This is a genomic window from Prosthecodimorpha staleyi (genome assembly GCF_018729455.1).
Classification (GTDB): Bacteria; Pseudomonadota; Alphaproteobacteria; order Rhizobiales; family Ancalomicrobiaceae; genus Prosthecodimorpha; species Prosthecodimorpha staleyi.
Genome location: NZ_JAHHZF010000012.1, coordinates 129,337 through 142,220 on the forward strand (window position 1 = coordinate 129,337; position 12,884 = coordinate 142,220).

10 protein-coding genes are annotated in these 12,884 nt (G+C 69.2%); 7 read left to right on the forward strand and 3 right to left on the reverse strand.

Features of this window, described 5'->3' with window-relative positions; genetic code table 11:
• Positions 1 to 309 precede the first annotated feature (309 nt).
• Positions 310 to 1,959: an acyl-CoA dehydrogenase family protein gene (locus KL771_RS22390; RefSeq protein ID WP_261970734.1), complete on the forward strand. Its 1,650-nt coding sequence runs from the start codon at positions 310 to 312 to the stop codon at positions 1,957 to 1,959.
• A gap of 104 nt (positions 1,960 to 2,063) precedes the next feature.
• Here the strand turns inward: KL771_RS22390 and KL771_RS22395 are convergent, their stop codons facing one another.
• Both KL771_RS22395 and KL771_RS22400 read right to left on the reverse strand, forming a co-directional pair.
• Complete coding sequence (locus KL771_RS22395) at positions 2,064 to 2,402, reverse strand: hypothetical protein (protein WP_261970735.1); 339 nt, start codon at positions 2,400 to 2,402, stop codon at positions 2,064 to 2,066.
• Between the two features lie 135 nt (positions 2,403 to 2,537).
• Positions 2,538 to 2,735, reverse strand: coding sequence for a hypothetical protein (locus tag KL771_RS22400; protein ID WP_261970736.1), 198 nt, complete (start codon positions 2,733 to 2,735; stop codon positions 2,538 to 2,540).
• A 398-nt stretch (positions 2,736 to 3,133) separates the two neighbouring features.
• Between KL771_RS22400 and topA the strand changes: the two genes are divergently transcribed.
• The 6 genes from topA to rpmG all read left to right on the forward strand — a co-directional run bounded on the left by topA (position 3,134) and on the right by rpmG (position 11,189).
• A complete protein-coding gene (gene topA, locus KL771_RS22405) occupies positions 3,134 to 5,887 on the forward strand; it encodes a type I DNA topoisomerase (protein WP_261970737.1) in 2,754 nt (917 codons plus the stop codon).
• Between the two features lie 154 nt (positions 5,888 to 6,041).
• Complete coding sequence (rnr, locus tag KL771_RS22410; protein ID WP_261970738.1) at positions 6,042 to 8,351, forward strand: ribonuclease R; 2,310 nt, start codon at positions 6,042 to 6,044, stop codon at positions 8,349 to 8,351.
• 95 nt (positions 8,352 to 8,446) lie between these two features.
• On the forward strand, positions 8,447 to 8,899 hold the full coding sequence (locus KL771_RS22415; RefSeq protein WP_261970739.1) for a DUF983 domain-containing protein: 453 nt from the start codon (positions 8,447 to 8,449) through the stop codon (positions 8,897 to 8,899).
• On the forward strand, positions 8,896 to 9,663 hold the full coding sequence (locus KL771_RS22420; RefSeq protein ID WP_261970740.1) for an NUDIX hydrolase: 768 nt from the start codon (positions 8,896 to 8,898) through the stop codon (positions 9,661 to 9,663). Before KL771_RS22415 ends, KL771_RS22420 begins: the two co-directional genes overlap by 4 nt.
• Position 9,664: 1 nt before the next feature.
• A complete protein-coding gene (locus KL771_RS22425) occupies positions 9,665 to 10,891 on the forward strand; it encodes an MFS transporter (protein ID WP_261970741.1) in 1,227 nt (408 codons plus the stop codon).
• Between the two features lie 130 nt (positions 10,892 to 11,021).
• Positions 11,022 to 11,189, forward strand: coding sequence for a 50S ribosomal protein L33 (gene rpmG / locus KL771_RS22430; RefSeq protein ID WP_140940805.1), 168 nt, complete (start codon positions 11,022 to 11,024; stop codon positions 11,187 to 11,189).
• Positions 11,190 to 11,344: 155 nt separating this feature from the next.
• Here rpmG and KL771_RS22435 read toward each other — a convergent pair.
• Positions 11,345 to 12,884 (reverse strand): GMC family oxidoreductase (locus KL771_RS22435; RefSeq protein WP_261970742.1); only part of this gene is annotated, 1,540 nt, incomplete at its 5' end.

Sequence of the window (12,884 nt, forward strand, 5' to 3'; positions counted from 1 at the left end):
CCACCCGGAGATCGTGCCCGATCCAAAGGCCCGGAGCGCATGGCTTGGCCGGGCTGCCCCCGCGCGGCGCGCAGGAGGTTGATTACCCGATGTATTCAAACAGCGGGTCTGATAGTTACCATACGCCGGTCGCCCCGCACTGTCAAAATGTTACGCAGCGATAACTGTGTGGTATACTTGAGGCAACAATTTGCAAGGGACGTTTACATGCCCGCTGCCTGCCGCGGCAATCCCCCCTGCGTGAACGATTTGGCTTTCGCTCCGGCGTGTTAGTCTCCATGAAAAGGGCACGAATCGAGAGACAGGCGGATGGCTCCTTCGGCTTTTGAGACGCACGACGTCTACAACCAGCCGCCACAATTGCCGGTGCGGAACGTGTTCGAGACCGATCCGATCCTCTACGGCGCCCTGGAGGCGGCTCTCGACGAGACCGGTGAACGGCTGCTGTCGGAGCATGGCGGCTTCTGGGGCACGGCCGAGGCGCGGGAACTGGCGCGGCTTGCCAATGCCCATCCCCCCCAATTGCGGACCCATGACGGCCAGGGACGCCGGATCGACCTGGTCGAGTATCACCCCGCCTACCATGCGCTGATGCGGCGTAGCGCAGAGGCCGGGCTCGGCATCTCGATCTGGCAGGCGGACCGCGAGGATGATTCCGGCCGCGCCCACGCCATGCGCTCGGCGCGGCTCTACATGACCGCGCAGACCGAATGCAGCCATCTGGTGCCGTGGACGACGACCTGCGCGGCGGCCGGCATCGCGCTCGTCGCGCCGGAATTCGCCGAACCCTGGATGTCCAGGATCGCCGGCCGACGCTACGACCACCGTCCCCAGCCCGCCGCCAGCAAGGCCGGGCTGACGCTCTCTCTCGCCCTGACTGAGAAGCAGGGCAGCGTGCCGGGGGTCGACAACCTGACCCAGGCGTCCCGCTTCGAAGGCCGCCGCTATCGTCTGATCGGCCACAAATGGGCCATGTCCGGGCCGATGGCTGATGCGCTGATCGTCCTCGCCGACGCGGCCGGGGGGCCTTCCGTATTCCTGGTCCCGCGCTTCCGCCGGGACGAAAGTTTGAATCGGGTCCGCATCCAACGGCTCAAGGAGACGATCGGGCTCCGGGGCAATGGAATTGCGGAGGTCGAGTTTGCCGATGCCGAGGCCCATCTGATCGGCGCCGAGGGCGACGGGGCGAAGCTCGTTGCCGACGCCCATCTGACCCTGCGCCACGACGCGGCCGTCATGGCGACAGGCGTGATGCGCGGGGCGCTGGCCAATGCCGTCCATCATGTGCGGCATCGCGCCTCCGGCGGCACGCGCCTGCTCGACAAGCCGCTGATGGCGCGGGTCTTGGCCGATATGGCGATCGACGTGGCCGCGGCGACCGCGCTGGTTATCCGTCTCGCCAATGCCCGCGACCGCGCCGCCAGCGACGTGATCGAAGACGCCATCGCCCGCCTGATGATCCCGGTCGCCAAGTTCTGGATCGGCCGCGTCGCCCCGATGATCGCCGCCGAGGCTCTGGAGTGCCAGGGCATCAACGGCTACACGGAAAGCTCGGAAGCGGCACGAGCCTATCGCGATGCCCAAGCTTTCGGCATTTGGGGCGGCGCGAGCAATCAGCTCGCCCTCGAAGCCCTATCGATGATCGAATCGGTGCCGGAAACCCTCGACGCCGTCCTCGGCGACGTGACCGCCGTGCTCGGCCGCGAGGCGAGCGCTTCGGCGGAAGCGATTCGCGGCGCCGCGAATGCCTGCATGGACGATCCGGGATCGGCCCGCATCTTCGTCGAGCAACTGGCCATCACCACGGCCGCCGCCGCCCTGCACCGCTTCGCGCCGCGTGCGATCACCGATGCCTTCATCGATACCCGCCTCGCCGGCGGCTGGCGGGCGAGCTACGGCATGCTCGATGCCCGTTTTGATGCCCGTGGGATCGTGGACTACACCTACCCGGCCTCGTAGCCGTCCGGCCGGTCTCGACCGGCGGCCGGCATCGACCTGCCGGGGCCGGGAAGGTCGCCGGAGCCGCGAAGTCGGAGCGGGTCTGCACTGTGCCCGTCGGGCGGCTACATGGCCGAACGGCATGCCAGCCGCACCATTGCGGCCCCTATGAAGGCAGGGCCGAGCGCGGACAGGCTCGTGCGGAGATCGAAACTGAATCGGTCCATGCCGCCGCGGGCGAGATCGGGAACCATGTCGAAAGCGGCAAGACCGATCGCGACCAGGGTCAGATGGACGAGCCACAGACGCGGCTCGATCGCCGTCGCAAGGGCGACGCCGAATACCACCGGCAAGGCGACCGGCTGCAGTTCGCCGCCACTCGACGCGACATAGCCGGCGACCAAAGCCGTGGTCAGGGAGACGGCGAGCGCGCCGAGCCGACGCGCCCGAAGAGAAGAGACCATTTCGCAACCTGTGCCCTGCACGATGTCATGCAGACCTTTGCGAAGGATCGTGACTGCACGGGGGCACGTTTATGGCCGAGAGACCATCCGGCGTGCTCGGATGCGCGGCGTTGCATACCCGCCACAGGAGACGGATCACTTTGCCGTCGCGACCGTCGACGGACGGCGCGACTTGGCGGATTCCATCGCGGCGGCCTGACGGGTCATATCCAGCATGTAGGCCAGGAAATCGAGGTCGTTGCGGACCGCGAGGTCGCGCAATTCCGATGCGACCTGCTCGACATAGGTTGCGGCATCCCCCCGCCTGTGCGCCTTCTCAACCGAAATATCCATCTATGCACCAGCCCCGATCCCGTGCCATGCGCCGCAGCCGTTGCGCGTCCTCCCCAGCGGCAGCGCGCTCGGCAGGACTTCCGGCACGGCGGCCTGCCGCGCCCGATCTCATACTAATACGAGTTGACTGAACGTCTATCTATCGCAGGTTGCATGTCGCGTGTACCTGCGAAGGCTGCCTTCCGCAGGGAGGCTTGACCGGGACCCCGCATGCGTCCAATTGAAGGGCGGCCCGGCTCATGCATGACGCCGCTGGCCGGAAGTCGTCCGCCAGTTCCCTCGCCGGTCGAGGGTTCCGGAGCGCGACCGCGAGGGGCGCTGGCGCTTCCGGACATTCGCATGTCGGCACTCGCCGGCCATTCATATCACAATTGATAGCCGCCGAGCGACCCGAACCCATGAACGTCGTCATTGTCGAATCCCCCGCCAAGGCGAAGACCATCAACAAGTATCTCGGGTCCGGCTTCACCGTGCTCGCGTCCTACGGCCATGTGCGCGATCTGCCGGCCAAGGACGGCTCGGTCCGCCCGGACGAAGATTTTGCGATGGACTGGGAGATCGACGGCAAGTCGGCCAAGCGGCTGGCCGAGATCGCCCAGGCGGTGAAGGGCGCCGACAAGCTGATCCTCGCCACCGACCCGGATCGGGAGGGCGAAGCGATCTCCTGGCATGTCCTGCAGATCCTCAAAGAGAAGCGTGCCCTCAAGGCGCAGCCGGTCGAGCGGGTCGTATTCAATGCGGTGACCAAGCAGGCCGTGCTGGAGGCCATGCGCCATCCGCGCGCGATCGACGTCGATTTGGTCGACGCCTATCTGGCGCGCCGGGCGCTCGACTATCTGGTCGGCTTCACCCTGTCGCCGGTGCTGTGGCGCAAGCTTCCCGGCGCCCGCTCGGCCGGCCGCGTCCAGTCGGTCGCCCTGCGCCTGATCTGCGACCGGGAACTGGAGATCGAGACCTTCGTCGCCCAGGAATACTGGTCGATCGTGGCGCGCCTGGCGACGCCGGCCAACGAGGAGTTCGACGCCCGCGTCACCGCCTTCTCGGGCCGCAAGCTCGGCCGGCTCGATGTCAAGACCGGCGGCGAGGCCGGCCAGATCCGGACCATGCTGGAAGGCGCGACCTTCCGCGTCGCCTCGGTGGAATCGAAGCCGGTCCGGCGCAACCCCTATCCGCCCTTCACCACCTCCACGTTGCAGCAGGCGGCCAACTATGCGCTCGGCCTGTCGGCCAGCCGCGCCATGCAGACCGCCCAGAAGCTCTACGAGGGCGTCGACATCGGCGGCGAGACCGTCGGCCTGATCACCTATATGCGAACCGACGGCGTGCAGATCGCCCCGGAAGGCGTGACCGGCATCCGCCAGGTGATCGGCGAGGATTTCGGCGCCCGCTACCTGCCCGAGAAGCCGCGCCACTACGAGACCAAGGCCAAGAACGCCCAGGAGGCCCACGAGGCGATCCGGCCGACCGACCTGACGCGCCGGCCGCGCGATGTCGCCCGCTACCTCGATGCCGAGCAGGCCAAGCTCTACGAACTGATCTGGAAGCGCGCCGTCGCCAGCCAAATGGAGGCCGCCGTGCTGGAGCGCACGACAGTCGAGATCGTCGCCGAGGACGGGTCCGAGCGCTGCGACCTGCGCGCGGTCGGCAGCGTGGTGCGCTTCGACGGCTTCCTCGCCCTCTACGCGGAAGGCCGCGACGACGAGGAGGACGAAGAGGGCAAGCGCCTGCCGGCGATGCGCGAGAAGGACGATCTCGCCCGGCGCAAGATCACCGCCGACCAGCATTTCACCGAGCCGCCGCCGCGCTTCACCGAGGCGACCCTGGTCAAGAAGATGGAAGAACTCGGCATCGGCCGGCCGTCCACCTATGCCTCGACGCTGCAGGTGCTGCGCGACCGCGACTATGTGACGCTGGAGAAGCGGCGCCTGATCCCCGGCGACAAGGGCCGGCTGGTCACCGCCTTCCTGGAGAGCTTCTTCGAGCGCTATATCGAATATGGCTTCACGGCCGGGCTGGAAGAGAGCCTCGACAAGATATCGGCCGGCGAACTGTCCTGGAAGGACGTGCTGCGCGACTTCTGGCGCCAGTTCTCGGCCTCCATCGACGGGACCAAGGATCTGCGCGTCGGCCAGGTGCTGGACGCGATCGACGCCCTGCTCGCCCCGCACATCTTCCCCGACAAGGGCGACGGCGTCGATCCGCGCGCCTGCCCGACTTGCGGCGGCGGCCGGCTGTCGCTGAAGCTCGGCAAGTTCGGCGCCTTCATCGGCTGCTCGAACTATCCCGACTGCCGCTATACCCGCCAGCTGCAGGCGAGCGGCGCCGAAGGCGATTCCGCCGATCCGGCGCTCGCCGTCGACGGCATGCGCGAACTCGGCACCGATCCGGCGACCGGACAGGTCGTCACGCTGCGGTCGGGCCGCTTCGGACCCTATGTCCAGCTCGGCGAGGGCGACAAGCCGAAGCGCTCCAGCCTGCCGAAGGGCTGGGATGCCGGGACCCTGGACCTGGAAAAGGCACTCGCGCTGCTCAACCTGCCGCGCGAGGTCGGCCTGCATCCCGAGACCAAGAAGCCGATCCAGGCCGGCATCGGCCGTTACGGGCCGTTCCTGCTGCATGACGGCGGCTATGCCAACCTGCCCGGCGTCGACGAGGTCTTCACCGTCGGCCTCAACCGCGCCGTGACTCTGATCGCCGAGAAGGCCGCCAGCCGCGGCAAGGGCCGCTCCGCCCCTGCCGCCCTGGCCGAACTCGGCGACCATCCGACGCTCGGCGGCCCGGTCACCGTCCGCGACGGCCGCTACGGCCCCTATGTCAACCACGACAAGGTCAACGCGACCCTGCCGAAAGGCATGGACCCGAAGACCGTGACGATGGAGATCGCGACCGCGCTCCTCGCCGAGCGCGCCGCCAACGCCCCGGCAAAGAAGCCCGCCCGCGGTGCCGCCAAGACGGGAACCGCGAAGGCGTCGACCAAGCCGGCCGCCAAGGACAAGGCCGCCCCGGACGGCGAGGCCTCCGCGAAGCCCGCCCGGGCCGCCGCTGCAAAATCGACCGCGGGCGCCAAGGCCAAGCCGAAGGCCGCGGCCCCAAAGAAGGCTGCCGCCGCCAAGTCCGACAAGGCGGCACCGCGCAAGAAGGCGGCCGGCTGATCAACTGATCGCCGGGATCGTCGGGGCCACGCGGCCCCGATCCGCCGGATCCAGGACCGCTGCGGGATCCGCAGCCAGGTCCGCGCCGGAACGGGACGACAGGACCGGGCAATCGGGGCTATGGTCGCATCCTGATCGAACCGGAACCGAAACCTTGGCCCGAAGCCCGAAATCCACCGCCGCCCCGACCTTCCCGACCCGCGACGAAATCCTTGCCTTCCTGGCCGAGCATCCCGGGCAGGCCGGCAAGCGCGAGATCGCTCGCGCCTTCGGCATCACGGGCGGCGCCAAGATCGCCCTGAAGAAGCTCCTGAAGGAACTGGCCGAGGACGGCACCGTCACCCGGCATCGGCGCAAGCTGGCGCCGGCCGGCCAGATGCCGGCCGTACTGGTCGCCGACGTGGTCGGCCGCGACGGCGACGGCGAGCTGCTGGCCGTGCCGGACGAATGGGACGAGGACGAATTCGGCCCGGCGCCGAAGATCCTGCTCATGCCCGAGCGCTCCAAGCGGCCGGGCGTGCCCCATGCCGGCGTCGGCGACCGCGTGCTCCTGCGCCTGACCGAATCCGACGAGGCGCTGCCCGCAGGCATCGGGGCTCAAGGGCGCGTCACCCGCATCCTCGATCGCAAGCCCGCCGCCGCGCTCGGCATCGTGCGCCTGCAGCCGGGCGGCGCCCGGATCATGCCGATCGACAAGAAGTCGAAGGAATTCACCGTCGCCGAGGCCGACCTGAAGGAGGCCCGCGACGGCGATCTGGTCGCCCTCGACGTGATCCGCTCCGGCCGGCTCGGCCTGCCGCGCGCCCGGGTGCGCGAGGTCATCGGCTCGACGGCGTCGGAGAAGGCGGTCAGCCAGATCGCCCTGTTCTCGCACAACATTCCGCATGTCTTTGCGTCCGCGGTGCTGAAGGAGGCCGAGGCCGCCACGCCGGTCGGGCTCGACGGGCGCGAGGACTGGCGCCGCCTGCCGCTCATCACCATCGACCCGCCCGACGCCAAGGACCACGACGACGCCGTCCATGCCGAGCCCGACACCGACCCGGCCAATCCGGGCGGCTTCGTCGTCACCGTCGCCATCGCCGACGTGGCCGCCTATGTGAAGCCCGGCACCGCCATGGACCGCGAGGCCCTGCATCGCGGCAATTCGGTCTATTTCCCCGACCGCGTCGTGCCGATGCTGCCGGAGCGCATCTCCAACGATCTCTGCTCGCTGCGCGAAAAGGAGGACCGCCCGGCGCTCGCCGTGCGCATGATCTTCGGCGCCGACGGGCGCAAGCAGCAGCACAGCTTCCACCGCATCATGATGCGTTCGGCCGCCAAGCTCTCCTACCAGCAGGCCCAGGCGGCAATCGACGGGCGGCCGGACGCCAAGACCGACACGCTCCTCGAAGGCGTGCTGAAGCCGCTCTGGGCCGGCTATGCGGTGCTGAAGCGCGGCCGCGACGCACGCGAGCCGCTCGACCTCGACCTTCCCGAGCGCAAGGTGCTGCTGACCCCTGAGGGCACGGTCGACCGGATCGTCATTCCCGAGCGCCTCGACGCCCACAAGCTGATCGAGGAATGCATGATCATGGCCAATGTGGCCGCGGCGGAGACGCTGGAGAAGCACCACACGCCGTTGCTGTATCGCATCCACGACCAGCCTTCGCCGGAAAAGCTGCAGGGCCTCAAGGACTTCCTGGCCACGCTCGATGTCAAGATCGGGATGAAGGGCGGTCTGAAGCCGGCGGCCTTCAACGGCATCCTGGCGCGTTTCGTCGACAAGCCGGAATCCGGGCTGGTCAACGAGGTGGTGCTGCGCTCGCAGGCCCAGGCCGAGTACAACCCGTTGAATATCGGCCATTTCGGCCTGCATCTGAGGCGCTACGCGCATTTCACCAGCCCGATCCGCCGCTATGCCGACCTGATCGTGCACCGCGCCCTGATCCGCGCGCTCCGGCTCGGCCGGGACGGCCTGCCGGAAACCATCGACGACAAGCTGACGGCGATCGGCGCGGAGATCTCGGCCGCCGAACGGCGCGCCATGGCGGCCGAGCGCGACACGATCGACCGCCTGATCGCGCGCTGGCTGATGGACCGGATCGGCGCCACCTTCCGGGCGCGCATCTCGGGCGTCACCAAGTCCGGCCTGTTCGTGCGACTGGAGGAGACCGGCGCCGACGGCTTCATCCCGGCCTCGACCATCGGCCGAGACTACTACCTTTTCGACGAGAAGACCCGCTCGATGATCGGCGAGCGGACCGGCGAGACCTGGCGGCTCGGCGATCGGGTCGACGTCAAACTGGTCGAGGCCCAGCCTTTTGCAGGGGCGCTGCGATTTGAACTTCTGAGCGAAGGCGCGTACCAGAAGGCGCCGGGGCGCCGTCCGGGCGGACCGGGCGGGCGCGCCGGGCGTCCGGCGGGCGTCCGGACCGGACGGACGGACCGCAGTCGCGGGTCCGGCGGGCGGCCGGGACGCGGCTAGACTTTCGCGATGCGGCATCCGCGGACAGGCTTCGGAGCTGAAATGCGGCGGCCTGCGACAGGTCGGGCGGCCTGCAGGCCGGGAAAGGGGTCGGAATGTCTTTGGTCTATGGAGACGGCGCAGCGGAGCCGGCGCTGCCGAAGCGTCCGGTCGGGCTGGCGATGCGGCGCGGCGCGCTCGGGCGCTGCCCGAAATGTGGCGAGGGCCGTCTGTTCGACGGCTTCGTGACGGTCGCGGCCCAATGCCCGGCCTGCGGAGAGGCCATGCACCACCACCGCGCCGACGACTTTCCGCCCTATGTCACCATCTTCATCGTCGGCCACGTCGTCGTTCCGGCGATGTATTTCGTCGAGAAGCTCTGGCACCCGGACCTCTGGATCCATGCGGCGCTCTGGCTGCCGCTGACACTCATCCTCTCGGTCGCCTTGCTGCGTCCGATCAAGGGCGCCATCATCGGCCTGCAATGGGCGCTCTATATGCACGGGTTCCATCCCGGAGGCGCCGAGGACGACGCCCCGAGCGGGCAGACGGGTGGACCGGCAACATGAACGAGAAGGCGGTGGCAGGACTTTCGGATCGCCTGGCCAAGCTCAACAATGAAATCCGCGACACGACCCACGCCAACCAACGCCCCAAGGATGCCGCGACGCTGCTGATCCTGGACCGCACGGCCGGCGCGCCCCTGCGGGTGCTGATGGGCCGGCGGCACATGCGCCACCGCTTCTTTCCCGGCGCCTACGTCTTCCCGGGCGGCAAGGTCGATGCGGCGGATTCCTTCGTCCCCGTCGCCGCCCCCTATGACGAGGCGACCGCGGCCAAGATCAACCTCGACCTGAAGCGGCCGAAGACGGCTGCGCGCGCCCGCGCCTTCGGGGTGGCCGCCATCCGGGAGACCTTCGAGGAGGCCGGCCTGTTCATCGGGACACGGATGGAGCGCGGCGCCCCGTCCCTGAAGGGCGACATGGCGGCCTTCTCCGAGCGCGGCATCGCCATCGCCCTCGACCGGCTGCGCTTCGTCGCCCGCGCCATCACGCCGCCGCGCCGGCCGCGCCGCTTCGACACTCGCTTCTTCGCCTGCTTCGCCGGCGACGTCGTCGATCGCCTGGAGGCCGGTGTCGGCCCTTCCGGCGAGTTGGAGGACGTCGCCTGGCTGACCATCGAGGAAGCCAAGAAGACGCAGATCCCGCCGATCACGGTCGCCATCCTGGACGAGATCGAGGACCGGCTCGCCTCCGATCCGGCGCTCGATCCGACGGCGCCGATCCCCTACTACCGCTGGGTCGGCAAGACCTTCCAGCGCAGCATGATCTAACATGACCGAGCCGTCTGTCCGGGCGGCCGGCGCCTCCGCCGGGCCTTCCGCCCTGTCCGCTTCCGCCCCCGACAACGGCGCCCGGACAGCGGCTCTCGTCGCCATGATCGCGTCGGCGGGCGGCGTCGGTGCGGGACTCAGTCTCGGCCTGCCTCTGCTGGCGCTGGTGCTGGAAAGCCGCGGCATCACGGGCAGTTGGATCGGGCTCAACACGGCCGTGGCCGGGTTTGCCGCGCTGGCAATCACGCCCTTCGTGACGCCGCTGGCGGCCCGGATCGGCGCCATGCGGCTGCTGATCGGCGCGCTGCTGACCACCGCGGTGGCGCTGATCGGCTTCTATTTCGCGACCGATTTCCGCCTGTGGTTTCCGCTCCGGCTGGTCTTCCACGGCGCGCTCGGCACGGCCTTCGTGCTGTCGGAATTCTGGATCGCCTCGCTCGCTCCCGGCGCGCGGCGCGGTCTGGTGATGGGCATCTATGCCACCGTCCTTTCACTCGGCTTCGCGGTCGGGCCGCTGATCCTGCGCTTCGTCGGCAGCCACGGCTTCCTGCCCTTCGGGCTGGGGGCCGCCATCATCGCGCTGGCGACGATCCCGGTCCTGTTCGCGCGCGGGCAGCGGCCGGACCTGCACCAGACCGGCAAGCGCCGTTCGGTCTTCGCCTTCGTGGTCGGCGTGCCGATCGCCAGCGTGGCGGCCCTGGTGTTCGGCGCGGTCGAATCGGGCGCCATGGCGATCCTGCCGGTCTACGGCCTCCGCCTCGGCCTGGAGGAGGGCCAGGCGGCCCTGATCGTGACCGCGGCGGCGCTCGGCAACGTCGCCCTGCAGATCCCGATCGGGCTCATCGCCGATCGAATCGACCGCGTCACCGTGCTCGTTGCCTGCGCGCTGGCCGGGCTGGCCGGCGCCTTTGTGATCCCGCTGGTGGCCGATCGCTTTCCGGCGCTGCTCGCCGTCGTGTTCGTCTGGGCCGGAATCATCGCGGGGCTCTACACCGTCGGCCTGACCCATCTCGGCGCGCGCTATTCCGGCGCCAATCTGGCCGCCGCCAACGCCACCTTCGTGATGATGTATGCGGTCGGCATGATGGCCGGTCCGCCAGCCATGGGGCTCGGTCTCGACGCCTTCGCGCCGCATGGCGCGATCCTGGTCACGGCGGTGTTCTTTCTGGCCTATCTGGCCGTGGTCGCGATCGTTCGTGCCGGTTCCCGGGACGGCGCGCGCGCTTGACAATCCGGCGCGCATCGGTCAGTTATCCGCCCAACGTCAGCGGGCCCGCGCTCATCACGCGGGCCTTCTGCATCCGACTTCATCGGACCGGCACGCCGAATGCCGGGCCCGCCACCCGGAAGGTGCCTCCATGGCCAAGGCCAACACCATCAAGATCAAGCTGCTCTCCTCGGCCGATACCGGCTTCTTCTACGTGACCAAGAAGAACTCGCGCACCAAGACCGAGAAGCTGTCGTTCACCAAGTACGACCCGATCGCGCGCAAGCATGTCGAGTTCAAGGAAACCAAGATCAAGTGATCTTGGCCGTTCCGGCCGACTGACTGGCCTTGCGAAGAGCCGCTCGATTTCGGGCGGCTTTTTTGCGTCGCCTGATGCCGCCTTGCTCGATGCCCCGATGACCGATTCCCCGCGGCCGGCCGCCCCCTTGGCGCCCGCCGTCAGGCGCCCGGGACCTATCGGCCTGAACCGGCGAGATGGGCGGCAAGTCGGACCGCGAGGGCGATCGCCGTCAGGGTCGGATTGGCCTGGCCGGAGGTCGGCAGCACGGCCGTTCCCACGACATGCAGGTTCGGGCAGTCGAAGCAGGCGAGGTTGCCGTCGACCACTGCCGTCGTGCGGCTGACGCCCATGCGGGCGACGCCGATCTGATGGGTGCCGTGGGACGCCTTGGCGAGGATCGAGTCGACCGCGATTTCGCGCGGGCCGCGCCAGGCCATGCGGCCGAGGCCGGTGCGCTCCAGCCAGCCCTTAAGCGCATCATGCGCACGCACCACCCCTTCGGCATTGTCGCGCGCGAAGCGCAGGTCGATGCCGAGCCGCGGAAGGCCGAGGCGGTCTGTCTCGCCCGTCAGCCAGACGCGGCTGGCCCGGTCCGGCCAGTGCTCGGCATGATAGGAGAGCCCATAGGTGCGCGCGGCATTGCGCACGAAGAAGCCCGGCAGGCGTTCGCGGGCGAACCGCCGGCGCAACAGAAAAGCCGGCAGGAAGGCCGCGGCCGCCGGCAGCCCCTTCAGAACGTTGACGACATGCGGCCAGCGGTTGAAGCGGTCGGGAACATGCCGCCTGCGGATCGCCTCCGCGACGACCATTCGCCCGAGCGGCCCGACCGACAGGGCGAGCAGCACGGCGGACAGGATGGCGCTGCCGTGGCGCGGATCGGCGCTCGGCGCCACCACGGGCCAGAAGGAGACATTCGGCAGGGCCTCGGCACGCTGGAGCGCGTCGGACGGGATCATCCGGCGGCGGGCATAGGAGCCGCGGCCGTCGCGATAGAAATCGAAGGCGGCTTCCGTCGCCGCATCCGCAAAGGTGATGTCGGCCACCTCGCCGATCAGGTGGCCCATATAGCCGCGCCCAAGCGGCCCGTCGGCCCCGCCGAACCGATCCGACCGGTCGCGCCGGAAGGCGAGCAGCAGGCGCGCGGATTCAAGGCCGCCGCAGGCGATGGCGACCCGATCGGCGGCCACCCTATACCGGGTCCCGTCCGGGCCGGCCACGACGAGGCCGGCGATCCGGCCGGTCTCCGCGAATACCGCGTCGACCACGGTCGCATTCAGCCGCAGGTCGATGTGCGGATCGCCCTCCAGCGCGGCCGCATGGGCCTTGTGGAATTTGGGCTGGTTGCTGAAGCGCTCCAGGCGCCCCGCATCGAAGGCGTCGTCCGGCGCGGCACGGCCGGAAGCCGGCAGCGGATCGCGAAAGACCGGCGCACCGCAGCCGGCATAGGCGCAGGCGGCGGCATAGTGGGGCGCCAGTTCGTCGAGGCCGAACAGCCAGCGGGCATCGCCGACCATCGCCCGCGGCTCGAAATCGATCGGGTCGAACGGCTGGCAGCGGCCGGCCCAGAGATTCGAGGTGCCGCCGAGACGGCGCGCGACCGCAATGGCCATGTCGTCGTGGCGGGCCGGATCGACGATCTCGGCCGCCGACAGGGCAGTCGTCTCGGGCGCCGGGCGGCGCCCGCCGCGCCGCCCACCCGATAGACCCTTCCGG